We start from the raw sequence: 21,503 nt of genomic DNA, 5'->3' as shown, positions 1-21,503 counted from the left end.
CGTTCAGCCCCGTCCCCCGCATCCTCCGGGGCGTTCTCAACGGAGGAGACGGCGATGACGGACAGGCTGGCCCTGGTGACCGGGGCGACGGGGGGCATCGGCGGGGCGGTGGCGGAGGCGCTGCTCCGGCACGGCTGGCGGGTGCGCGGGCTGGCGCGCGATCCCGGGCGGGCGCGCCGGAGCGGCCCCGCGGGCGTCGACTGGGTCGCGGGCGATGCCCTGCGGGAGGCCGACCTGGTGGCGGCGGTGCGGGGCGCCCGCATCCTGTTCCACGGGGTTAACCCGCCCGGCTACCGCGACTGGCGCGGCCTCGCCCTGCCCATGCTGGCCCACGCGATCACGGCGGCGCGCGGGGCGGGCGCCCGCCTCGCCCTGCCGGGCAACCTCTACGTCTACGGCCCCGAGGCCGGGCCGTGCCTCACCGAGGCGGCGCCGCGCCGGCCCCGCACCCGCAAGGGCGCGGTCCGGGTCGAGATGGAGGCGATGCTGGAGGCCGCCGCGGATCTCGACCACCTGATCGTCTGCGCCGGCGACTTCTTCGGGCCGCGCGCCCCGAGCTCCTGGGTGACCAAGGTGCTGATGCGCGAGGGCCGGCCCCTGCGGCGGGTGGCGACGCCCGAGGTCCCGGGGGCGGGGCACGCCTGGGCCTACCTGCCCGACCTCGCCGAGACCTTCGCGCGCCTCCTCGACGGGGAGGCGACCCTGCCGCGCCACCTGCGCCTGAACTTCCGGGGGCATCACCTGCAGGGGCGCGCCATGGCGGAGGCGGTGGCCGAGGCGGCGAGCCTTGCCGACGGCCGCCGGCCGCCGGTCCGGCCCTTCGCCTGGGCGCCGGTCTATGGCGGGGCGCCCTTCGTTACCTTCCTGCGCGAGGTGATCGAGATGCGCTACCTCTGGTCGACCACCCTGGAGCTCGACAATGCCCGCCTCGTCGCCCGGCTCGGGGCGGAGCCGCACACGCCCCTCGCCGACGCGGTGGCGGCGAGCCTCGCCGCCCTGCGCGCCCGGGCGGCCTGAACCCGGTTCAGCCGATCCGCATCCGGGTGCCCGGGCCGACCCGGCGCAGGAGGCGGACGAGGTCGGCCCGGCGTAGGGCGACGCAGCCCTCGGTGGGCAGGAAGCCGCCCCGCGCCACGTGCAGGAAGATCGCCGAGCCGCGGCCGGGCCGGATCGGACCGCGATTGTGGTCGAGGTCGACCACGAGGTCGTAGAGCCCGTCCTCCCGCCACATCCGCTCGTGCCCGACCCCCGGCGCGGGCAGGCGGATCGGCCGGTTGTAGCGCCGGTCGCGGGCGTCGTCGCACCAGCCGTCGCCGGGGGCGCTCGGGCGCAGGGGGAGGGGGCTCGCCGGCCGGCTCGCGAAGTGGTCCGGCCGGTAGACCCCGCCGCGCAGGCGGACCGTGCCCCGGGGCGAGGCGCCGTCGCCCTCGCGCTTCACCTGCACGATCCCGCTCCGCCCGAGGGCGCAGGGGATGATGGCGGCGCCCGCAAGGAGCTGGCCCCGGCTCCGGTCCGTCACCAGGGCGCGGACGCGCAGGCGGGGGAGGGTGGTGGGCGTCGGGGGACGCTGCCGCGTCGAGGTCGGGGTCCGCTTCATGAGGCGCTTATCGCGCGGGCCCGCGCGGCTGCCAAATCCGGCCGGCCCCATCCGGCCGCACCCCGCGCGAAACGGCGACGGGACCAATTGGCGGCTACATCCGCTGAAACTTTTCTTGGGGCTTCACCGTTTCCGCAGTGTTAGGCTGCGCACAACCGTATTGTGCGCAGCCCGGATTGTTGGTTTAATGACCCCGGTGTGATTTCCTGACGGCAAGACGATGCCCGCGTGTCATCATCGTGCCTCGGGATCGCGGCGTCACCGTCGATCCTGTCTCTCACCGCCCGCCCGCGGACCCGAACACCGCTGGCGGATCCTGCAAACTACCTGAAAGTCCTTCGGTCGATGCCGAATACCCATCGCCTGCTGATCTGCGACGACGATGCCTCGCTGCGCGAGACGCTGATGGAGCAGCTCGATCTCTACGACGAATTCACCGTGCTGACCGCCCTGGACGGACAGAGCGCGATCACCCGCGTCACGGAGGATCGGATCGACCTGGCGGTGATGGATGTCGGCCTGCCGGACATGGACGGGCGCGAGGCCGTGCGGGCCATGCGCCGCGGCGGCTATCGCGGCCCCGTCATCATGCTGACGGCGCAGGATTCTGAGGACGACACCGTCGAGGGCCTGGAGGCGGGCGCCAACGACTACGTCACCAAGCCCTTCAAGTTCGCCGTCCTGCTGGCGCGCATCCGCGCCCACCTGCGCAGCCACGAGGCCAGCGAGGACGCGGTGTTCCAGATCGGCCCCTACACCTTCCGGCCCGGCGCCAAGCTCCTGGTGGGCGAGCGCGGCTCGAAGCTGAAGCTCACCGAGAAGGAGACCGCAATCCTGCGCTTCCTCTACCGGGCCGGGCGCGAGGTGGTCGGCCGCGACACGCTGCTGGCCGAGGTCTGGGGCTACAACGCCCAGGTCACCACCCACACCCTCGAGACGCACATCTACCGCCTGCGCCAGAAGATCGAGCCGAACCCGGCGCTCGCCGCGATCCTCGTCACCGAGGGCGGCGGCTACAAGCTGCTGCCGTAGGGGAGCGTCCGGCGATCCCGGCCCCCGCACGGGGGAGCGCACGGGGGCGTCGACCTCCGGCGGCGACGCGTCCGGGCCTGCCTCGACGCGGCGTCCCCGCCGTTTCGCCCGCCGGCCGGTTCGGCTAAGCTCCCCCGACAGCGCGGCCAAGGACGGGACGGCAGGTGGGGCTCGACGACGACATCGCGATTCTGAGCGCCGCGCCGCTGTTCGGCTTCCTGGGCCGGGATGCCCTGCGCCTGCTCTCTTTCGCCGCCGAGCGCCGCAGCCTCGCGGCGGGCGAGCGCCTGTTCGCGCGCGGGGAGCGCGGCGACGGCGGCTTCGTGGTGATGTCGGGCACCCTGACGCTGACCCCGCGGGGGGACCGTGCGTCCCCCGTCACGGTCGGGCGCTCCAGCCTGATCGGGCGCTTGGCCCTGTTCCAGCGCGGCGAGCGTCCCTGCGACGCCGACGCGGCGAGCCCCGCCGAGGTGGTCCGCATCACCCCGACCCTGATGCGCCGGGTGCTGGAGGAGTTTCCCGACGCCGCCCGCGCGATCCACGGCGAGCTGCGCGCCGACCTCGCCGCGTTCGCGGGCGACCTCGTCCGCCTCGGCGACCGGTTCGACCGCATCGCGCCGTAGCCGCCCGCATCCGGTCGCGCGCCCCGTCCGTGGCGGCCCACGGCTTTCGCCCCCGATCCGGTGACGGAGCCGGCGCGGGGCCCTCGTCACCGCCGCCGCAGGTCCGCGGACCCTCGCGGTCGCGATGCGCCGGCGGGGCACCCGTGGCGCGGGCCGTCGAGGGATCTTCGATTTCCACAGGCTATAGGCCTAGTCGAGTCCGGACAAAGACACCAAGTCCGACTCGGCCCCAGGCTCCTGATCCGTCCGACGGGATGGAAGGAGCCTGTCGCGTCATCGGTGATCATCGATCAGATTGAGGATACACTGTCATGAACGGCGTCAAGATGGTCCTGGCCGGATGTCTCGTCAGTGGTTCGGCGTGGCTCGTGGTGCCCGCGCAGGCTCAGGAGAGCCTGCGGACGGCGATCGTCGCGCAACACGCCGCCCATAGCGCGAATGTTCGTGCCATTCAGTCTCGCAGAGACGTGCATGCCGCGAACGTTGCTGCGCTCCACGGTGATTTCGGTGCGGCGCGGGTGTTCTCGCACGCCGCCGCCGTCCGGCAGGCGCAATCCGACGGAGACGCCCGGTTCGCGGATCGCGCCGATCGGGCCGCGCGCATCCAGCGCTTCTACGGGGAGTGAACGACGGTCGCCCCCGACTCGGTCGCCCGCGACCCCCTCGGGGGCGGTCCGAGCCGGGGCCTCGCCCCGGAGCGAGGCCGACCGTTGTGAGGGTCGAACCGCCTCGCGGAAACCCTTTGTGATGGAATCGGGCGCATGCTCGGCCGGACGTGACATCCGGCGCCCGTGACTCCCCGGTTCGGGCTCACGGACCCGGGCCCCGTGCGCCTCCGGGCCCGGGTCGTCGCCCGGCGGAGGGGCATGCGATGGCGGAGCGCCAGGAGGATCAACCGATGAGCCGGAGGACGCAGACGGCGGCCGTCGCCTTCTTCGCCCTGGCGGTCATGGGCGCGGGCTACCTGATCTACGAGCAGTCGACCCGCCTGCTGGTCTGCTACGAGACCAACGCCACCCTGCCCGACGAGGCCTATGTCGACATCATGATCCGCGACATCGTCAGGAACGGCGATCACGGCGGACGGGCCTATGCCAACCGGCTCGACTATCTCGGGGACAAGACCGAGTGCTGCACCATCGAGCGGGTGCCCAGCGCCATCGCCGAGGGGCGCCCGGGCCGGCGCGAGGTCGCCGTCTCGGCCAAGTACTACAACACCGCCATGAGGGACTATTTCCTCATCGAGCGCCGCTACGACGCCTGCGGCCATGCCAGCGCCAAGCCCATGACGACCGGCTGAGCCCGTCCGGATGGGACGGCCGCCCGGGCCGCCCCACGGACCGCAGCCGCGAAGGTGACAGGCCGGACGGGCTTTTGTAAGCACGGGGCCCGTCCCGATCCGTTGCCGGAACCTGCCCCATGTCGCACCCCGCGTCCCCCACCGACCTCGCCGCCACCATCGAGACCGCCTGGGAGGAGCGCGCCGGCATCGACACCGGCACCAAGGGCGCCGTGCGCGAGGCCGTCGACGCGGCCCTCGACCTCCTGGATTCCGGCAAGGCCCGGGTCGCCGAGAAGGTCGGCGACGACTGGCAGGTCAACCAGTGGCTCAAGAAGGCGGTGCTGCTCTCCTTCCGCCTCAACGACATGGAGATCATCCATGGCGGCCCCGACGGCGCGACCTGGTGGGACAAGGTGCCCTCGAAGTTCGAGGGCTGGAAGAAGAAGCAGTTTCGCGAGGCCGGCTTCCGGGCCGTGCCCGGCTGCGTCGTGCGCCGCGGCTCCTACATCGCCCCCGGCGCCGTGCTGATGCCGAGCTTCATCAACCTCGGCGCCCATGTGGGCGAGGGCACCATGGTCGACACCTGGGTCACCATCGGCTCCTGCGCCCAGGTGGGGAAGAACTGCCACATCTCCGGCGGCGCCGGCATCGCGGGCGTGCTCGAGCCGCTCCAGGCCAACCCGGTCATCATCGAGGACAACTGCTTCATCGGCGCCCGCGCCGAGGTGGCCGAGGGCGTGATCGTCGGCGAGGGCAGCGTGCTCTCCATGGGCGTCTACATCGGCGCCTCCACCAAGATCATCGACCGGACCACCGGCGAGGTGATGTACGGCCGCGTGCCGCCCTACTCGGTGGTGGTTTCCGGCACCACGCCGGGCAAGGACCTGCCCGACGGCAGCCCCGGCCCGGGCCTGTACTGCGCGGTGATCGTCAAGCGCGTCGATGCCGGCACCCGCGCCAAGACCGCCATCAACGAGCTCCTGCGCACCTGATCCCGGGGGCGTCGCCGGGTCGCTCGACCGGGGTCCGGGCGAAGCCCCATTCCGGGCGGCGCTCGGTCGCGTGCCGGTGCGGCCGGCCATGCCCCATCTGGTGGCGGTGACATCGGCCCGGATGCGAGGGAGAGGCGTAACGATGATCGACCCGGCCCATTCCGCCCGCAGCTTCGCGCTGACCTTCGCCGGGCGTCGCGTGCCGACGCCCTACGACGTCGTCGGCAGCGGCCCCGAGGCCCTGCTGCTGCCGGCCCTGTCCTCGATCTCGGCCCGGGTCGAGATGCGGCCCCTGGCCAAGGACCTCGGCCATGCCTATCGCTGCCTCGTGCCGGACTGGCCGGGCTTCGGCGACCATGTCCGCGCCCGGGTGCCGATGAATCCGGAGACGATGCACGCCTTCCTCGACGCCCTGCTGGCGGCGGCTCCCGGGCCCTACGCCCTCGGGGTCGGGGCCGGCCACGCCGCCGGCTACCTCGTGGCCGCCGCCCGGCGCCATCCCGGGGCCTTCGCGCGCCTCGTCCTCGTCGCCCCGACCTGGCGGGGCCCGTTGCCCACCGCCCTCGGGCCGGAGCGCCGGGGCCTGTTCGCCGGCCTGCGCCGGGCCGTCGAGTTGCCGCTCCTGGGCGACGCCCTCTACCGCATCAACATCAGCCGCCCCGTCATCGGACGGATGATGCGCGCCCACGTCTATGCCGACCCCGACCACGTCACGCCCGGGGTCATCGCCGACAAGCACGCCATCACCCGCCAGAACGGCGGCCGCTTCGGCACCGCCGCCTTCGTCACCGGCGGCCTCGACCCGTTCGCGACTCGCCGGGACTTCCTCGACCTGTTTGAGGCCCCCGGCCTGCCGCCGGTCCTGGTCCTGCGGCCGGAGCGGGCCCCGCGCCGCTCCGGCGCCGAGATGGACGCGCTGATCGCCACCGGCCGGGTCGCCCGGGCCTCGGTGCCGGGGGCGCTCAGCCCGCACGAGGAATATCCGGGCGAGGTCGCGGCCGCGATCCGCGCCGGCTGAGCGGCGCGGGGCGAACCCCCCGCGACCTCGACACGACCCCGCCGGTATACCGGCGCGGCGGTCAGCCCCGCCGCAGCAGGCGTCCCCCGGCCAGCCCGTTGGCCCCGATCACCAGGCCGACCACGAGCGCGTGCAGGGCGAGGTCCGTCGCGGTGGCGTCGTGCGGATGGAACGGCACCAGGAGCGCCGCCGCGGCCGCCGCCGCCGAGAGCCCCGCCAGCGCCGCCGTGAGGTTGGGGCGCAGGGGACAGGCCCGCCGCAGCATCCAGACGAGGACCAGCGACAACGGAAGCGAGACGGCGAGCAGGAAGGCGACGCACCCCCCGGTCTGATGCATGTCGGCGGGGTCGGCCCCGGGGACCGCCCAGTCGCGCAGGCAGCCGGCGCCGCTGGCCCCGATCCAGAATGCGGCCGGCGCCAGGGGCAGGAGCGCCCAGGCGGAGGCGCGCCCCGGCACGCTGGTCTGGAACGCGGCGACCGCCGCCGCGACGGCGGTCAGCACCGCGCCGAGGGCGGCGTAGCGCAGATCGGCCACCGCCATGCGGATGCGCAGGGCCTCGAGATCGGCGAAGGGCATCAGGGCGAGCCCCAGCCCGACGGCGGCCGCGCACCAGGCGAGCGCCCGAAAGGCCGGCCCGGGCAGGCGCCGGACGGGCTGCAGACCGCCGGCGAGGCTGTCCATCAGGCGGTCATGCGAAGACGTGCGGGCCGTGTCAGACATCGTGGGTTCCTCGCTCGCCCGGCCGGGACGCGGCCTCGTCCCGGTCCGCGGAACCCGATCCCAGCGTCCGTCGCAGGGCCTTCAAGGCCCGGTGCAGGTTGACCTTCAGGGCACCCTTGGTGCGCCCCGTCAGGGCGGCCGTCTCCTCCAGGCTGCGCTCCTGAAGGGCGAGATGCTCCACGGCCTGGCGCTGGCCATCCGGCAGGGCGGCGACGGCCCGGGCCAGGACCCGCTCCCGGTCGCGCGCCTCCAGGTGGTGGCCCGGCGCCGGCCCGCGATCGACCTCCGCCTCGTAGGCGATGGGGTCGTGGACTTCCCGCGGGCGGCGACTCGCCCGGCGCATCCCGTCGATGGCCCGGCGCCGGGTGATGGCGCGCAGCCAGGGCAGGAAGGGCCGGGCCGGATCGTAGGTCGCCCGCGCCCGGTGGATCGTCAGCAGCACGTCCTGCACCACATCGTCCACCGCCTCCGCCCGGACCCCCTGCGCCCGCGCCAGTCCGGCGATCACCGGAAGGCAGTCGCGCAAGAGGCGGCGATAGGCCTCCGCGTCGCCCGCCTGGGCGGCCGCCATATCGCACGCCAGAGCCTGATCCCGGCTCATGCGCTCGGTGCGCCCGCTGGCCGCCGCGGCGGGCCGGGCGACCGTCGCCCAGCCGAAGGGGTCGCGGGCCTGCGGGGTCGGCCGATCGTGTCCGGCCGGGACGGCACAGGCCATCGGGGGTGCTCCATGATCCGAGAGGTCGACATCCGGGAGGTCGGCTCTCTCGCATCAGGCTTGTTCGCGCCGGGCTTCCCGGAGGTTACGGAGCGCATGGGACCGACGTCACGATCGCCGCCCTCTCACTCGGCCAAGCGGAAGCGGTCGACGTCGCGCAGCAGCTCGAGGAAGGCGCGGGCGCCGTGGTCGAGGGCACGATCCCCGGCTTCCGCGGTACCGAGGCGGGCGTCGCCGATGGCGCCGGCCGGGTTGAGGTCTTCCGCCCGCCAGGCGAAGGCGGCGGGACGGCCCGCGCGCAGATGGGTGAAGGTCCGCTCCATCGCCAGCGTGCGCGGCGTGAAATCCGCGATCTCGGAACGCCGCACCAGATCCGGCCGCAGGGCCAGCATCAGGGCGGTCTCGATACCGCCGCCATGGATGCCGTGACGGATCTCCGCCTCGGGGAACAGCCCGTCGGGATAACCGAACCGACTCCAGGCGGTGGTCACCGCCACCATGGCGTGGCGCCCGCGCAGATCCCCCGCCACGAGATCGATCAGGCCGCTGTTGCCACCATGCGAGGTCACGATGACGAGCTTGCCGCAGCCGCCGCGGCGGACGGCATCGCCGATCCCGGTCCAGGCCTGCAGGGCCGTCGCGGTGGTCAGCGACAGGGTCCCGGGAAAACTCTCGTGCTCGTCCGACTTGCCAACGACCTGGACCGGCAGGAGCAGGACGTCGAGATCTTGGGCCGGCAACGTCATGAGACGCGCGAGATAGCCCTCGGCGATGATCGCGTCGGTGGCCAGCGGCAGGTGCGGGCCGTGCTGCTCGATGGCGGCGACGGGCAGCACCGCGATCGTGCGACCCATGTCGCGATACCGGATCTCGTCCGTCGTCAACTCGGCCCATTGGCGTGTCGGCATCGCCGCTCTCCTCGGGCGAAGCGATCGAGACGCTGCGCGCCATCCTGCGTGCCACGGAAACCATGCCTCATCCAAGAGGGGCTGCCGCACCGTCGAACGCGAAGCGGGCCGGGGCGCGTAAACGCCCCGGCCCCCCTCTCAGGCAATGGATCGATGATTCAGCGGGTGCGGCGCAGGAGCCAGCCGGCGCCGAAGGCGGCCGCGGCCACGAGGAGGAGGGTGGGACCTTTGTTCTCGTCGGCCCGGCGGGCAACGGCGCGGCCGCGTCGCACGGCCTCGTTCTGATAGAGCCGGCCGCGGTCCTGGAGGGCGCCCGCGATGGCCCGGCCCCTGTGGCGGGCCTCGTCGACACGGTGGGCTCCGTCGCGCTGCAGGTCATCGGCGGCATGACGGGCCCGGCCATAGGCAGACTGGACGGCACCGGCCGCCTGGTCGTAGGCGCCCTCGGCCTGCGGACGGACCCGTCCGGTCACGGCACCGAGGGCCGAGCGCCCGCGGCCCTGGATGTTCCGGATTCCACCCTCGATCTGGTCGCGGTTCATCGTGAAGATCCTTCTCGTCTCGGCCCTAGTCAGAACACCCGAACGCGCGCGGGCACTCCGGCCAGGACTGTTTCGATGATGCTGTGGGTCGGCCCGACGGCGCGACGCCTCGGCCCGTCAGGGACCGAGGCGAGGGACGATCCGCTCAGATCTTCTTGACGGCGTCGGCGGCGCTCTGGGCCGCGCCCTTGATGCCGTCCTTGGCATCGCCGACGGTCTTCTGGGCTTCGCCCTTCAGTTCCTGAGCCTTGCCCTCGGCCTGCAGCTTTTCATTGCCGGTGGCCGAACCGATGCCTTGCTTGATGTTGCCGACGGCCTCGTTGGCGAGACCCTTGATCTTGTCCGTCGTGCTGCTCATCAAACGCTCCGTAAAGTTGGTTCCAGGCTGAACGTCCGGTCGCGGGATGCCACCCGGCGTCGTCTGGCAAGCGTAACGGTGCCCGCTCCCGTTGGTTCCATATCCGACAGTTTCCCGCCTGGCCTGAGCCTGTTCACTGCACTTCTGATGTCGCAGCGCAAACGTCGTCCTTTGCACTGCAAGAAAACCCACGGGCCGAATGCGCGGGTTGAGCAGCATCTCAAATTTTTTAGGGGCTTAACCCAAAAATTTTGCAGACGAACCACAGGTTTGGCCGAGGTATAGCTCCTTGAATTCAAAATAATTGCCGATAAAACCGAAATCCGCAAACAAGAGTTGAGTCAAGGAAGACGCCCATGACCGCGCGTACTGCTGCGCCTGTCCCGCCCGGGACGACGTCGATCGCGCCCGCCGACGTTGCTGCAAGCCGCAGGGAGCTTGCTGCGAAAGTGGATGCGCCACCGCTCGGCCGGTGGGGACAGCTCGTCCTCGGCGTGCTCTGCATGTCGATGATCGCCAACCTGCAGTATGGTTGGACGCTGTTCGTCGATCCGATCCAGCAGAAGTTCGGCTGGGAACGCACCGCGATCCAGTGGGCCTTCACGATCTTCGTGGTGATGGAAACCTGGTTGGTGCCGATCGAGGGCTGGTTCGTCGACAAGTACGGCCCGCGCCTGGTCACCATCTTCGGCGGCGCCCTCTGCGCGCTGGGCTGGGTGATGAATTCCTACGCCGACACGCTGACCATGCTCTATGCGGCCGCCGCGATCAGTGGCGTCGGCGCGGGCGCGGTCTACGGCACCTGCGTCGGCAATGCCCTGAAGTGGTTTCCCGACCGGCGCGGCTTCGCGGCCGGCCTCACCGCGGCCGGTTTCGGCGCGGGCTCGGCCCTGACTGTGATCCCGATCGCCAACATGATCCGCGATTCCGGCTACCAGCACACCTTCTTCGTGTTCGGCCTCGGCCAGGGCTTGGTCGTCATGCTGGCGGCCCTGCTCCTCGTCTCGCCGAGCGCCGCCTTCAAGGATCGGATGCTGGCAGGCCGCACCGCGACCGTGAACACCGTCACCCGGCGCCAGTACTCGACCGCCGAGATGGTCCGGACGCCGGTCTTCTGGCTGCTCTACCTGATGTTCGTGATGATGGCCGCCGGTGGCCTGATGGCGGCCGCCTCCCTCGCTCCCATCGCCAAGGACTTCAAGGTCGCGGGGGTCGAGGTCTCGCTCATCGGCATTACCCTGCCGGCCCTGACCTTCGCGCTCACCATCGACCGGGTGCTCAACGGTGTGACGCGGCCGTTCTTCGGCTGGGTCTCGGACAAGATCGGGCGCGAGAACACGATGGTCATCGCCTTCATGATCGAGGGCGCCGGCATCCTGGCGCTCGGCATGTTCGCTCATATCCCGATGGCCTTCGTGCTGCTCACCGGGCTCGTGTTCTTCGCCTGGGGCGAGATCTACTCGCTGTTCCCTGCCACCTGCAGCGACACCTACGGCGACAAGAACGCGGCGGCCAATGCCGGCCTTCTCTACACCGCCAAGGGCACCGCCGCCCTGCTCCTGCCGATCCTGCTCATGATCCAGGCCAAGACCGGCTCGTGGCAGAACGTGTTCTACGCCGCCTCCGGCATGGCCTTCCTGGCCGGGTTCCTCGCGCTCTTCGTGCTGAAGCCGATGCGCGCCCGGTTCATCGCCCGGAGCTGACCCGATGGCACGCTGGCTCCGCTACCTCCACCACGGCGCGAGCGGCTTCGGCCGCCTCGACGGCGAGACCATCCACGTTCATGCGGGCGATCTGTTCGCCGATCCGACACCCACCGGCGCGTTCCTGCTGCTGTCCGAGGTCACCCTCGACCTTCCGTGCCGACCGTCGAAGTACATCGCCCTGTGGAACAACTTCCACGCCTCGGCCGAGAAGCAGGGGCTCACCCGGCCCGATGTGCCGCTCTACTTCGTGAAGCCGGCGAGCTGTTACCTCGCCAGCGGGCAGACGATCACGGCGCCTGAGGGCTCAGGCCGGCTGCTGTTCGAGGGCGAACTCGGGATCGTGATCGGCCGGCGCGGCCGAGACCTCACGCCGGAGACGGCGGCCGCGCACATCTTCGGCTACACCTGCGTGAACGACGTCACCGCGCTGGAAGCGCTGAAGGCCGACCCGAGCTTCGTGCACTGGACACGCTCCAAGGGCTTCGACGGTTTCGGCCCCTTCGGTCCGGTGATTGCCACCGACATCGATCCCGAGGTGCTCGATGTGGCGGTGCGGGTGAACGGACGCGAGCGCCAGCGCTATCCTCTCGCCGACATGATGCGCCGGCCCGCCGAACTCGTGGCCGAGCTTTCTCGGGACATGACCCTGGAGCCCGGCGACCTCATCGCCTGCGGCACCTCGGTGGGCAGCGGCCCGATCCCCAGGGGCGCCACGGTAGAGGTCGAGATCGCCGGCATCGGCGTGTTGTCGAACGGCGTTTCATGAGACACCCGACTCCCACGAAGCGGACGTGATCAGGACAGGTTTTGAGGACACCCATATGAGCATCGCGATCGTCGGCGCCGGCGCCATCGGAGGATTTCTCGGCGTGCGCCTCGCCCATGCGGGCGAGGACGTCACCTTCATCGCGCGCGGCGCCAACCTCGACGCCATCCAGCGAAACGGCATGCGGCTGATCGAGGAGGACGGCTCCGAGATCCACGTCACGAACCTGAAGGCCACCAAGTCCATGGCCGAGGCGGGCCAGCACGACATCGTGCTCCTCACCGTCAAGGCGCATCAGGTCGGGCCGATCGCAGCCGACCTTCACCACCTCATCGGACCCGAGACGATGGTGGTGACGATGCAGAATGGCATCCCGTGGTGGTACTTTTCGCAGGGGTATGGCGGGGACCTGACGGGTACGCACCTGGAGACCGCCGATCCGGCCGGCCTCATCGCCCAGAACCTCGACCCGGAGCACGTCATCGGGTCGGTGGTGTACCCGGCGGCCGTGCTCACGGAGCCCGGCGTGGTTCAGGTGGTGGAGGGCCATCGCTTCGGCCTCGGCGAGCTCGACGGCTCGATGTCGGCGCGGGTGCAATCCCTGGCCCAGACCTTGATCAAGGCGGGCTTTCGCGCACCGGTGACCAGCGACATCCGGGCGGAGATCTGGCTCAAGCTGTGGGGCAATCTCAGCTTCAACCCGATCTCGGCGCTGGCCCACGCCACCCTGGTGGACATCTGCCAGTTTCCCGAAACCCGGGCGCTCGCCGCCGACATGATGCGGGAAGCGGAGACGATCGCGAACCGCCTCGGCGTCACCTTCAAGCTCGGCATCGAGCGCCGCATCGCGGGGGCCGAGAAGGTCGGTGCCCACAAGACCTCGATGCTGCAGGACGTGGAGGCCGGGCGGCCAATCGAGCTCGAGGCCCTGGTCGGCTCGATCATCGAACTCGGGCGCCTCACCGACACCCCGACGCCCCATATCGACACCGTCTACGCCCTGATGCGCCTCCTCGCCCAGAGCCTGGAGCGGGCGCAGGGGCGCCTCTCCATCACGCCGGCCTGAACCCCAGACATTCGAGGACGATGACCATGGCCGAGACCGCCGCACCGACGACCGCCGCCACCACTCTCCACGCCCTGATCCGCGCGGGGGCCGGGGAGGCCACCGCCCTGTCGAGCCCCGGTGGCGTGCCGCTGACCTTCGGCCGTCTCCGTGCGCTCACGGACCGGACGATCGCGGCCCTCAACGCGCAGGGCATCGGTCGGAACGATCGGGTCGGCATCGTCCTCGACAACGGGCCGGAGATGGCGGCCGCCTTCATCGCCATCGGAGCGGGCACGACGGCGGCCCCCCTCAACCCGAGCTACAAGGCGGACGAGTTCACGTTCTACCTCTCCGACCTCAACGCTCGCCTGCTGGTCGTCGCCGCGGGCTCCGAGAGCCCGGCCGTGGCCGTGGCCGCGCGCCTGGGCGTACCCGTGGTGCGCCTGACCCCCACCCCGGCAGAAGGCGCGGGCAGCTTCACCCTGTCTTTCGAGGACTCCACCGCAGCCCCGGCGGCCCAGGGCGGCCCAGCCCATCCCGACGATATCGGCCTCGTGCTGCATACCTCGGGCACCACCTCGCGCCCCAAGATCGTGCCCCTCAAGCAATCGAACGTCTGCGCCTCGGCCCGCAACATCCGCACCACCCTGGCCTTCACGGCCGAGGATCGCGGTCTCAACATCATGCCGCTGTTCCACATCCACGGGCTGATCGCCGGCATCCTGGCGCCGCTCTCGGCCGGCGGCCAGGTTTGCTGCACCCCGGGCTTCAACGCCCTGAAGTTCTTCGGTTGGATGAGCGAGATCCGCCCGACCTGGTACACGGCGGTGCCGACGATGCACCAGGCGATCCTCGGCCGCGCCTCCCGCAACCGGGAGACCATCGAAGCCAATCCCCTGCGCTTCATCCGCTCGTCTTCCTCCTCCATGCCGCCGCAGGTCATGAAGGAGATCGAGGAGGTCTTCGGCGCACCCCTGATCGAGGCCTACGGCATGACGGAGGCTTCCCACCAGATGGCCTCGAACCCGCTGCCGCCGCGCCCGCACTACGCCGGCTCGGTCGGTCTCGCGGCCGGTCCGGAGATCGCCATCGTGGACGAGGATGGCGAGCCCCTGCCCGCCGGTGAGACCGGCGAGATCGTCATCCGCGGCGACAACGTGATGTCGGGCTACGAGAACAACGACAAGGCCAATGCGGAGGCCTTCACCAAGCAGGGCTGGTTCCGCACCGGCGACCAGGGCTCGCTCTCACCCGAGGGCTACCTGACCATCACGGGGCGCCTCAAGGAGATCATCAACCGAGGCGGCGAGAAGATCTCGCCCCGCGAAGTCGACGAGATTCTCATGGACCACCCGGCGGTGTCGCAGTGCGTCACCTTCGCGATGCCGCACGACAAGCTCGGTGAGGACGTCTGTGCCGCGATCGTGCTGCGCGAGGGACACCACCTTGTCGAGAAGGAGTTGCGCGGCTTCGCCTCGGAGCGTCTCGCGGCCTTCAAGGTGCCGGCCAAGATCATGATCCTGGACGAGATCCCGAAGGGCGCCACCGGCAAGCTCCAGCGGATCGGCCTGGCGCAGAAGCTCGGTCTGGTCTGACGCTGGAACGAACGGGGCAGGTCCGAGATATACCGGACCTGCCACACGGGGCCGTCCGAGCCTCGGCGCCCCTCAGGCCGACAGGACCTTGCCGACGCGGCCCTCGATCGCGTTCCATACCGAGACCGCCAAGTCCGGCCCGCCGAGGCGCCTGATCGCCCGAATGCCGGTCGGCGACGTCACGTTGATCTCGGTGAGATTTCCGTCGATCACGTCGATCCCCACGAGGATCAGGCCCCGGCGCTTCAGCTCCGGGCCGATGGCGGCGCAGATCGCGCGCTCGCGCTCCGTGAGATCCGAAGCTGCCGCTGCACCGCCTCGCACCATGTTCGAGCGGATGTCGTTGAGGGCGGGCACCCGGTTGATCGCGCCCATCGGCTCGCCGTCCACCAGGATGATGCGCTTGTCGCCCTCGGTGATGCGCGGCAGGAAACGCTGCACGACCCATTGTTCGCGGAAGGTCACCGAGAACAAGTCGAACATCGAGCCGAAATTCGCGTCCTCCGGCAGGACCCGAAACACCGCAGCTCCGCCATGCCCGTGCAGGGGCTTCATCACGATGGCGCCGTGCTCGGCCCGGAACGCCTCGATCTCGGCCTTGTCGCGGGTGATCAGGGTAGGGGGCATCAACTCGGGAAAATCGAGGACGAACAGCTTCTCGGGCGCATTGCGGACCTCGGCGGGGTTGTTCACCACGAGGGTCCGCGGGTGGATCCGCTCCAGCATGTGGGTTGCGGTGATGTAGGCCATGTCGAAGGGCGGGTCCTGACGCATCAGGACCACATCGACGCTCGACAGATCGATGCGCTCGACCGGCCCAAGAGTGGCGTGCGCCCCCTCCACGTCCTGCACCGTGAGGGCCTCGACGCGGGCCGTCACGACCTGACCCTGCATCGACAAGCGATCCGGCGTGTAGTGCAGCAACCGGTGTCCCCGGGCCTGGGCCTCGAGCAGGAGCGCGAAGGTGGTGTCCCCGGCGATCCGGATCGTTTGGATCGGGTCCATCTGCACCGCGACGGTCAGGGTCATGCTGTCAAACCTCTGTCTGGGGACGGGCAGCGTCGTTGCCCGTCCCGCCCGTGATGCGGTGTGCCGTGCGGCACCTTACTTCTGCGATTTCCCGCCGGTGCGGCGGTCGTAGTCGCCGATGGCCGCCTTGCACTCGGGCGACAGGCGGGCGCGGTTGCGATCCATGCAGCGCTCCGCATCCTGGCTATTGGGATCCACGCCGGCACAGAGGCGGAAATAGTCGTTGGCGCATCCCAGCTGAAGGCCCTGGTCCTCACGCTGGGCCTGGGCCGGGCTGACCGCCACCATCAGGAGGGCGAACGGCGCAATCCGCAGGGCCGTGCTGAGTCCTCTGGTCGAGCTCAAGAGTCGGGAGATAACCACGCGCATCCGGCGGTGTCCTTCAATCGAAATGGGGTGTGCGAAAGGGAAATGTGTTGGATGGGAGAGTGCGTTCGCGAAAAGTCAGGCCGTTCGAACGGAAGCGACACGGCATATCGGGCGCGACCGGCTGTTAGCAAGCGCTCCCGCCGCCGCGTGTTCCATGCCGTCGATCCCGCGTCGGGCGGGGTTCGAAGTGTCGCCGTAATGCCGATCCCGCAAAAAAGCCCCGCTCGCCGGGCGAGCGGGGCCGAGTCAAGGGAGGAAATGCCCGCCATGGGCAGCCCACGCCGTCGCAAATAGCGGGCCATGCCATGGGCCGAGGGCGTGGCAGGGAAGCCACGCCGGACTGGCCCGCTGCGACCGAGGCACGGAAGAGAGAGCCGTTCCGGCCATCGCAAGGTTCCGTTAACCACCCCATGCTGATCTCTGACGGCATCACCCCGACACCGGAACGGCCCGGATGCGGCGGGAGCAGGCCCGGCGACGGCTCGCCTCAGAGATCGAACGGAATCGGAAACCAGCCGATGAACACCCACAGGTTGCCCGACACCGGCGGCGCCGATCGCCGCCCCGAGCGTCCGACGGCCACGGTCGTGACGTTCCCGGCTACGGCGCGCCGCTTCCGGAGAGCGGACGCGGATGCGCCGCGGGGCGCCATTCTGCTCTTCACCGGAATTCGCTACGAGCGCATGCCCGAGCCGGAAGCTCCCGCGCCGCGCCTGCGCCGCCGTTCCTGACACCCGGCCGACGCGCCCCCGCATGGTGCCCTTATTCCGAACCGGACGTCGGCAGGCCCTCCGGCTGCATGCGCTGCGCCTGATACCCCTCGCGATCCCGGCGCTCCTCGCCGGCTGCGCGCAGGAGGGGGATTTCGGGCGGCCCAAAACCGGCGCCTGGAACAGCCTGATCGAGACCACCGGGACCCTGGCGGCGCGGGAGCGCGAGGAGCCGGCCTCCGCCTTTCCCTTCACCGACGAGGAACGCGTCCTGCGCGACCGCGCCTGGCGCTTCCTCATGCCAGCGGCCGGGCACGACGCGTTCACGGACATTCTCGCCAATCTCACGCGCGCCCGGGTGCTCCCCGCCTCCTGGCGGACCGACGATCCGGCGGCCTATCACGACACGCTGATGGCACAGAGCTTTCGCTCGCCGGTCTCGCGCTACCGGCGCCTGTCGGAGGATATCGGCACCGATGCCCGGCTGATCCCGCAATTCGCCGCCCTGGCGGTCCGGGTGAAGGAGGGCGACGCCCTGCGCCTGCGCAGCTTGCCCTTCGCCAAGAGTCTGGACGACGGCGATGTGCGCCAAGCCGCCATGCGGGTGGCCGAGAACCGGTGCCTCATCGCCTGGGTCCGCTTCGAGACCGGTCGCCGCTCCCGCCGCTACCGCTATGCTCTCGAGCATCTGCTGATCGAGGCGCCAGGGCCGGAAGGCGTGTCGGTGGAAGGGACCCTGGCCGCCCTCGACGGGCGGCGTCCCCTGCTCGATCCGTTGGTGCCGCTGGAAGCCGAGGCCCGATGCGGGCTCCTGCCGGAGGCGGAGGGCGTGGTCGCGGTCGCAGCGCCGAGGCCGATCGTCGCCAAGAATTGAGGAGTGCCTCAGCCGCCGGTCTTCTCGTCGCCGGGGCTGTCGACGGTGCAGGAGACCGCCTGTACCGCCGCGTCGGCCGCCGTGCGCTGGCTCGGCAGGGCCGCGATCACCCGCACCACCACGAAGCCCCGGGTGTCGCCGGCGACGATGCGGACATCGTGGCTGACCTCGTCCTCGTCGGCATTGGCGAGCGCCTCGTCGTATTGGGACCGGGTGAGCACCACGAGGTCGAGGGCGCCGCGCACCGCCGCCTGGTCGGTCACCGCGTAGAAAGCCCCCCGTTGTCCATGTACCGCCAGGGACAGCATCAGCGAGCCCGTACGGGCCGAAACCCGCATCGGTCCCTCGGAGAGATCATAGGCGCAGAGCCCGACCGCCACCGCCGGGTCCGGAATCGGAAGCCACGCCTCCACGGGCGGGGTGGCGTCGCCGGCCGCCACGGTGTTGATCGCCAGCGGATGGTCGAGGTTCTCCCCGGAACGCGCCCGCGACAGCGCATCGGACTCCGCCAGGCGCGGGATGAGCAGGACGGTGGCCCCGTGCACGAGGCCCGCGAGCACCAGTCCCGACAGGGTGGCGACGAGGAAGCGGCCCCGCGGCGTCATGCGGCGCACCCGGTCTTGGTGATGGCCGGCACAGCCGAGCGGTCGAGGCTGCCCGCGCTGGCCGCCACGGGCGTGTCGTACAGGCGCAAGGCGAGTCGTACCGGCCCCTTGGCACGCGGCATCGGCAGCCAGTTCCCCGGTTGGACCTCCGGCGACAGGGTGATGACGAACTGCCCGTCGGTCTCGCGCAGGATCTCGGTGGCGGTGAAGCCTTCGCGCATCGGGGCGGTGTCCGAGTCGCGTGGCCCGCGCCCGGCCACCGTCACGGTCCAGGCGCGGGCCGGCGGCGTCACGCCCGCCACGCGGTAGGTGCAGGCGGCATCGAGTGCCCGTCCGGATTCGTCCTGTTCGGCCGTGAGCAGCATGCCTTCACCGATCGCCAGGGGGATCTCACCGCGCCGCGCGTTGACCGCGCGGGCGTAGGGATCCGCACCGACGGAACCGACTTTCGGCCAGGCGGTCCAGGCCCCCACCCGCACGCCGCCGAAGGGATAGCCACCTCGCGTGGCATAATCGGCGGTCGCGAGGCCAAGGCCCGCCCCCAGCGCCAGGGCGTAAAGCATCATTGTCACGGTCGAAGCCTTGCGGACGCCGCGTCGCAGCGCGCGCGTCAGGCGTCCGCCGGTCCCGGAGACCGGGCCTGCTTCCCGGCTCCGAAGCTCGGAAGAACGCGTCCGGCTCTGGTCCGGACGCAACCGCGCCACCGTCTCGGCGAATGTCATGCGCATGATCGCCGGCTACGGTGTGCCGACGCGGCCGCCGACGGCGCGAACCCCGTCCGCCACCGGGCCGGGGGCGTTCAGGGGCTCGAGGGCGGAGGTTTTCTCGGATGCCTTCAGGGAGGTCTTCTCCACCTGGCGGAACAGGCCGTTCATGCTGCCGATGACCTCGAAGGAACGCCGGGAAAGTTTGCCGGCCGCGCTCGCCGCCGCGTTCACGGGGGCCGCACTCTGCCCCGACTGCGCCACTGCACGGCCCGGATCCTTCAGGCCAGGCATGGGTTTGAGCTCGATACCCTGATGCGCGACTTCCATCACGTCATGCCAAGTCATGGCCGGCAGCGAGCCGCCCGTCATTTTGTTGGTGGAGGTGTGATCGTCGTTGCCGAACCAGACAGCGCCGACGTAATTGCCCGTATAGCCGACGAACCAAGCGTCCCGGTAAGCATTCGTGGTGCCGGATTTGCCCGCGACCTTGATGCCTTCCAGGGCCGCGCGCTTGCCGGTGCCTTCCTCGACCACCTTGGTCAGCATGTAGTTCATGTCGGCGACCACCTGGGTCGACAGCACCTGCGGCATCGGCTCGTCGGCATGGCGGTAGATCACATCACCGGACGAGTTGCGGACCTCCATGGCCGCGTAGGGCTTGGCCCTGCGCCCGCCATTGGCGAACACCGCGTAGCCGGCGGCCTGGTCGATGACGTTCACCTCCGCCGAGCCGATCGGCAGGGAGACGGAATCGGTCAGCTGCGTGGTGATGCCCATGGCGTGGGCGGTCTCGATGATCTTCTTGCGCCCGGCGGCGGCGGCCCTGGCTTCATGGGAGATGCCCATCGCCTTGCCCAGGGCGATCGAGACTTGAATCGGGATGGTGTTGATGGATTTCGCCACCGCGACAGTGAGCGTCGTGGCGCCCGAGAACGAGCGCCCGTAGTTCTGCGGGCACCAGTTGCCGATGCAGACGGGCCGATCGACGACGCGCGTGTCCGGCCGATACAGGCCCGAGGCGAGGCCGGCGGCGTAGACATAGGGCTTGAACGACGAGCCGGGCTGGCGAAGGGCGTCGGTGGCGCGGTTGAACTGGCTCTCGCCATAATCGGCACCACCGACCATCGCCCGAAGGGCCCCGTCCGGATCGAGGATCACCATGGCGGCCTCGTCAACCTCGTACTGGTCGCCGAATCGGCGCAGGGTATTCTGCACCACCTCGTCGGCCCGGCGCTGGATGGTCAGGTCGAGGGGCGTCTTCACGGTGAGGACGCGGTCGCTGCGGAAGCGGCCCGCATCGGCCATCTGCTTGATCTCGCCGAAGGCCCAGTCGAGATAGTAGTCCGCCGTGATGTCGCGGGTCCGAGTCACCGGTGTTGCGGGGTTGCGCAGGGCGGTCTGGATCTGGCCCTCGGTGAGGAAGCCGGCCTCGACCATGTTGTGCAACACGTCGCCGGCGCGGGCACGGGCCGCCGGCAGGTTCACGTGGGGGGCGTACTTGGTCGGCGCTTTGAACAGGCCGGCGAGCATCGCGGCCTCGGCCAGGGAGATGTCCTTCAGCGGCTTGCCGAAATAATAATCCGCCGCCGCCACGGCGCCGAAAGTGCCGCCGCCCATGTAGGCCCGGTCGAGGTAGAGCTTCAGAATCTCGTTCTTGGAGAGGTGGCTCTCCAGCCAGAGCGCCAGGAAGGCCTCGTTGATCTTGCGCTCAAGGGAGCGCTCGTTCGTGAGGAACAGGTTCTTGGCGAGCTGCTGCGTGATCGACGAACCGCCCTGGGTGTTGCCGCCGCCGCGCGAGTTCGACACCAGCGCGCGGGCGGTGCCGATGGGGTCGATGCCCCAATGCTCGTAGAAGCGCCGGTCCTCGGTGGAGACCAGAGCCTTGATCATGATGTCGGGAAAATCGTCGAGCCTCAGCGAGTCGTCGTGCTTGATGCCGCGCCGTCCGACCTCGGTGCCGTAGCGGTCGAGGAACGTCACGGCGAGGTCCTGGGCCTTGAGCCAGTTGTCGCTGGTCAGGTTGAAGGCCGGCTGCGCCAGGGCAAGCATCAGGACCGCGCCACCCGTACCGAGGGTCACCCCCTCGCTGGTCAGGTCGAGGGCGAAGCGTTTCCAGCCTCGTACCGAGAAGACGTTCATGCGCTCCTGGAAGCGCTCGTAGGTCTCTCCCGCCGTGCGGCCGCCGTCGTACAGGCTCGCGTTCACCCAGGCGTCGAAGGCGAGGGCGGCGTGCTTGATCCGTGTCGTGAGGGAGGTCGCTTTGGGCAGGCGCACCTGAGTTCCAGTCCTTCCGCACCCGGTTCCGG

24 protein-coding genes are annotated in these 21,503 nt (G+C 70.5%); 13 read left to right on the top strand and 11 right to left on the bottom strand.

All coding sequences use genetic code 11. The features are described from left to right. Positions 1-54: 54 nt before the first annotated feature. Positions 55-1,017 (top strand): NAD(P)H-binding protein, encoded by a 963-nt coding sequence (locus ASF18_RS11800; protein WP_056351782.1) that lies wholly within the window; start codon positions 55-57, stop codon positions 1,015-1,017. 7 nt (positions 1,018-1,024) lie between these two features. Here the strand turns inward: ASF18_RS11800 and ASF18_RS11795 are convergent, their stop codons facing one another. Further along, a complete protein-coding gene (locus tag ASF18_RS11795; protein ID WP_056218404.1) occupies positions 1,025-1,597 on the bottom strand; it encodes a L,D-transpeptidase family protein in 573 nt (190 codons plus the stop codon). 345 nt (positions 1,598-1,942) lie between these two features. On the opposite strand from ASF18_RS11795, the gene ASF18_RS11790 reads away from it, so the two are divergent. The 6 genes from ASF18_RS11790 to ASF18_RS11765 all read left to right on the top strand — a co-directional run bounded on the left by ASF18_RS11790 (position 1,943) and on the right by ASF18_RS11765 (position 6,544). Continuing rightward, the gene (locus tag ASF18_RS11790) at positions 1,943-2,629 is read left to right on the top strand and encodes a response regulator transcription factor (RefSeq protein ID WP_056218401.1); all 687 of its coding nucleotides are present in this window, start codon (positions 1,943-1,945) and stop codon (positions 2,627-2,629) included. Between the two features lie 164 nt (positions 2,630-2,793). Then, complete coding sequence (locus ASF18_RS11785; protein ID WP_056276444.1) at positions 2,794-3,252, top strand: Crp/Fnr family transcriptional regulator; 459 nt, start codon at positions 2,794-2,796, stop codon at positions 3,250-3,252. Between the two features lie 311 nt (positions 3,253-3,563). Further along, on the top strand, positions 3,564-3,878 hold the full coding sequence (locus ASF18_RS11780; RefSeq protein WP_056218394.1) for a hypothetical protein: 315 nt from the start codon (positions 3,564-3,566) through the stop codon (positions 3,876-3,878). Positions 3,879-4,150: 272 nt separating this feature from the next. After that, entirely contained in the window at positions 4,151-4,552 is a 402-nt protein-coding gene (locus tag ASF18_RS11775) for a hypothetical protein (protein WP_156389744.1), read from the top strand. A 119-nt stretch (positions 4,553-4,671) separates the two neighbouring features. Beyond that, entirely contained in the window at positions 4,672-5,526 is an 855-nt protein-coding gene (gene dapD, locus ASF18_RS11770; protein WP_056218385.1) for a 2,3,4,5-tetrahydropyridine-2,6-dicarboxylate N-succinyltransferase, read from the top strand. Between the two features lie 142 nt (positions 5,527-5,668). Beyond that, on the top strand, positions 5,669-6,544 hold the full coding sequence (locus ASF18_RS11765; RefSeq protein ID WP_156648120.1) for an alpha/beta hydrolase: 876 nt from the start codon (positions 5,669-5,671) through the stop codon (positions 6,542-6,544). A 61-nt stretch (positions 6,545-6,605) separates the two neighbouring features. Here the strand turns inward: ASF18_RS11765 and ASF18_RS11760 are convergent, their stop codons facing one another. The 5 genes from ASF18_RS11760 to ASF18_RS11740 all read right to left on the bottom strand — a co-directional run bounded on the left by ASF18_RS11760 (position 6,606) and on the right by ASF18_RS11740 (position 9,788). Continuing rightward, entirely contained in the window at positions 6,606-7,265 is a 660-nt protein-coding gene (locus ASF18_RS11760) for an NrsF family protein (protein ID WP_056351779.1), read from the bottom strand. After that, the gene (locus ASF18_RS11755; RefSeq protein ID WP_056352752.1) at positions 7,258-7,866 is read right to left on the bottom strand and encodes a sigma-70 family RNA polymerase sigma factor; all 609 of its coding nucleotides are present in this window, start codon (positions 7,864-7,866) and stop codon (positions 7,258-7,260) included. Before ASF18_RS11755 ends, ASF18_RS11760 begins: the two co-directional genes overlap by 8 nt. Before the next feature lie 239 nt (positions 7,867-8,105). Next, on the bottom strand, positions 8,106-8,888 hold the full coding sequence (locus ASF18_RS11750) for a creatininase family protein (RefSeq protein ID WP_056351776.1): 783 nt from the start codon (positions 8,886-8,888) through the stop codon (positions 8,106-8,108). 158 nt (positions 8,889-9,046) lie between these two features. Next, positions 9,047-9,430, bottom strand: a complete 384-nt coding sequence (locus tag ASF18_RS11745) for a CsbD family protein (protein ID WP_056351773.1) — start codon at positions 9,428-9,430, stop codon at positions 9,047-9,049. A gap of 145 nt (positions 9,431-9,575) precedes the next feature. Continuing rightward, positions 9,576-9,788, bottom strand: coding sequence for a CsbD family protein (locus ASF18_RS11740; RefSeq protein ID WP_055946396.1), 213 nt, complete (start codon positions 9,786-9,788; stop codon positions 9,576-9,578). A 449-nt stretch (positions 9,789-10,237) separates the two neighbouring features. Between ASF18_RS11740 and oxlT the strand changes: the two genes are divergently transcribed. The 4 genes from oxlT to ASF18_RS11720 are packed head-to-tail and all read left to right on the top strand — an operon-like array spanning position 10,238 to position 14,903. Continuing rightward, a complete protein-coding gene (gene oxlT / locus ASF18_RS11735) occupies positions 10,238-11,491 on the top strand; it encodes an oxalate/formate MFS antiporter (RefSeq protein WP_056218373.1) in 1,254 nt (417 codons plus the stop codon). A 4-nt stretch (positions 11,492-11,495) separates the two neighbouring features. Then, entirely contained in the window at positions 11,496-12,260 is a 765-nt protein-coding gene (locus tag ASF18_RS11730; protein ID WP_056351770.1) for a fumarylacetoacetate hydrolase family protein, read from the top strand. Between the two features lie 55 nt (positions 12,261-12,315). Next, positions 12,316-13,326, top strand: a complete 1,011-nt coding sequence (locus ASF18_RS11725) for a 2-dehydropantoate 2-reductase (RefSeq protein ID WP_056351767.1) — start codon at positions 12,316-12,318, stop codon at positions 13,324-13,326. A gap of 20 nt (positions 13,327-13,346) precedes the next feature. Further along, on the top strand, positions 13,347-14,903 hold the full coding sequence (locus ASF18_RS11720) for an acyl--CoA ligase (RefSeq protein WP_056218367.1): 1,557 nt from the start codon (positions 13,347-13,349) through the stop codon (positions 14,901-14,903). Between the two features lie 72 nt (positions 14,904-14,975). Here ASF18_RS11720 and gshB read toward each other — a convergent pair whose 3' ends face one another. Together gshB and ASF18_RS11710 are read right to left on the bottom strand one after the other, a co-directional pair. Continuing rightward, positions 14,976-15,932, bottom strand: a complete 957-nt coding sequence (gshB, locus tag ASF18_RS11715) for a glutathione synthase (RefSeq protein WP_056218363.1) — start codon at positions 15,930-15,932, stop codon at positions 14,976-14,978. 75 nt (positions 15,933-16,007) lie between these two features. Continuing rightward, positions 16,008-16,301 carry a hypothetical protein gene (locus ASF18_RS11710; protein ID WP_056218361.1) on the bottom strand — a complete coding sequence of 98 codons (294 nt, stop codon included), beginning with the start codon at positions 16,299-16,301 and terminating at the stop codon, positions 16,008-16,010. A gap of 518 nt (positions 16,302-16,819) precedes the next feature. Between ASF18_RS11710 and ASF18_RS11705 the strand changes: the two genes are divergently transcribed. Both ASF18_RS11705 and ASF18_RS11700 read left to right on the top strand, forming a co-directional pair. Then, positions 16,820-17,032, top strand: coding sequence for a hypothetical protein (locus ASF18_RS11705; RefSeq protein ID WP_056218358.1), 213 nt, complete (start codon positions 16,820-16,822; stop codon positions 17,030-17,032). A 22-nt stretch (positions 17,033-17,054) separates the two neighbouring features. After that, positions 17,055-17,885 (top strand): hypothetical protein, encoded by an 831-nt coding sequence (locus ASF18_RS11700; protein WP_244472677.1) that lies wholly within the window; start codon positions 17,055-17,057, stop codon positions 17,883-17,885. Between the two features lie 8 nt (positions 17,886-17,893). On the opposite strand, the gene ASF18_RS11695 is transcribed toward ASF18_RS11700, so the two are convergent. From ASF18_RS11695 to ASF18_RS11685, 3 genes are all read right to left on the bottom strand, one after another. After that, positions 17,894-18,490 (bottom strand): hypothetical protein, encoded by a 597-nt coding sequence (locus ASF18_RS11695; RefSeq protein WP_056218356.1) that lies wholly within the window; start codon positions 18,488-18,490, stop codon positions 17,894-17,896. Next, a complete protein-coding gene (locus tag ASF18_RS11690) occupies positions 18,487-19,104 on the bottom strand; it encodes a DUF1214 domain-containing protein (RefSeq protein WP_244472716.1) in 618 nt (205 codons plus the stop codon). The genes ASF18_RS11695 and ASF18_RS11690 overlap by 4 nt, the downstream gene beginning before the upstream one ends. 123 nt (positions 19,105-19,227) lie before the next feature. Continuing rightward, positions 19,228-21,471, bottom strand: a complete 2,244-nt coding sequence (locus ASF18_RS11685; protein ID WP_056218353.1) for a PBP1A family penicillin-binding protein — start codon at positions 21,469-21,471, stop codon at positions 19,228-19,230. Between the last annotated feature and the right edge of the window lie 32 nt (positions 21,472-21,503).

The sequence above is a fragment of the Methylobacterium sp. Leaf89 genome (assembly GCF_001422215.1).
Lineage (GTDB): Bacteria > Pseudomonadota > Alphaproteobacteria > Rhizobiales > Beijerinckiaceae > Methylobacterium.
This window is presented reverse-complemented; position numbering and strand designations above follow the sequence as displayed.

What these genes read in the sequence shown, in the direction of transcription:
- ASF18_RS11800 (WP_056351782.1), top strand. Translation starts at nt 55, where the DNA reads ATGACGGACAGGCTGGCCCTGGTGACCGGGGCGACGGGGGGCATCGGC.
- ASF18_RS11795 (WP_056218404.1), bottom strand. Translation starts at nt 1,597, where the DNA reads ATGAAGCGGACCCCGACCTCGACGCGGCAGCGTCCCCCGACGCCCACC.
- ASF18_RS11790 (WP_056218401.1), top strand. Translation starts at nt 1,943, where the DNA reads ATGCCGAATACCCATCGCCTGCTGATCTGCGACGACGATGCCTCGCTG.
- ASF18_RS11780 (WP_056218394.1), top strand. Translation starts at nt 3,564, where the DNA reads ATGAACGGCGTCAAGATGGTCCTGGCCGGATGTCTCGTCAGTGGTTCG.
- ASF18_RS11775 (WP_156389744.1), top strand. Translation starts at nt 4,151, where the DNA reads ATGAGCCGGAGGACGCAGACGGCGGCCGTCGCCTTCTTCGCCCTGGCG.
- dapD (WP_056218385.1), top strand. Translation starts at nt 4,672, where the DNA reads ATGTCGCACCCCGCGTCCCCCACCGACCTCGCCGCCACCATCGAGACC.
- ASF18_RS11765 (WP_156648120.1), top strand. Translation starts at nt 5,669, where the DNA reads ATGATCGACCCGGCCCATTCCGCCCGCAGCTTCGCGCTGACCTTCGCC.
- ASF18_RS11760 (WP_056351779.1), bottom strand. Translation starts at nt 7,265, where the DNA reads ATGTCTGACACGGCCCGCACGTCTTCGCATGACCGCCTGATGGACAGC.
- ASF18_RS11755 (WP_056352752.1), bottom strand. Translation starts at nt 7,866, where the DNA reads ATGAGCCGGGATCAGGCTCTGGCGTGCGATATGGCGGCCGCCCAGGCG.
- ASF18_RS11750 (WP_056351776.1), bottom strand. Translation starts at nt 8,888, where the DNA reads ATGCCGACACGCCAATGGGCCGAGTTGACGACGGACGAGATCCGGTAT.
- ASF18_RS11745 (WP_056351773.1), bottom strand. Translation starts at nt 9,430, where the DNA reads ATGAACCGCGACCAGATCGAGGGTGGAATCCGGAACATCCAGGGCCGC.
- ASF18_RS11740 (WP_055946396.1), bottom strand. Translation starts at nt 9,788, where the DNA reads ATGAGCAGCACGACGGACAAGATCAAGGGTCTCGCCAACGAGGCCGTC.
- ASF18_RS11730 (WP_056351770.1), top strand. Translation starts at nt 11,496, where the DNA reads ATGGCACGCTGGCTCCGCTACCTCCACCACGGCGCGAGCGGCTTCGGC.
- ASF18_RS11725 (WP_056351767.1), top strand. Translation starts at nt 12,316, where the DNA reads ATGAGCATCGCGATCGTCGGCGCCGGCGCCATCGGAGGATTTCTCGGC.
- ASF18_RS11720 (WP_056218367.1), top strand. Translation starts at nt 13,347, where the DNA reads ATGACCATGGCCGAGACCGCCGCACCGACGACCGCCGCCACCACTCTC.
- gshB (WP_056218363.1), bottom strand. Translation starts at nt 15,932, where the DNA reads ATGACCCTGACCGTCGCGGTGCAGATGGACCCGATCCAAACGATCCGG.
- ASF18_RS11710 (WP_056218361.1), bottom strand. Translation starts at nt 16,301, where the DNA reads ATGCGCGTGGTTATCTCCCGACTCTTGAGCTCGACCAGAGGACTCAGC.
- ASF18_RS11705 (WP_056218358.1), top strand. Translation starts at nt 16,820, where the DNA reads ATGAACACCCACAGGTTGCCCGACACCGGCGGCGCCGATCGCCGCCCC.
- ASF18_RS11700 (WP_244472677.1), top strand. Translation starts at nt 17,055, where the DNA reads ATGGTGCCCTTATTCCGAACCGGACGTCGGCAGGCCCTCCGGCTGCAT.
- ASF18_RS11695 (WP_056218356.1), bottom strand. Translation starts at nt 18,490, where the DNA reads ATGACGCCGCGGGGCCGCTTCCTCGTCGCCACCCTGTCGGGACTGGTG.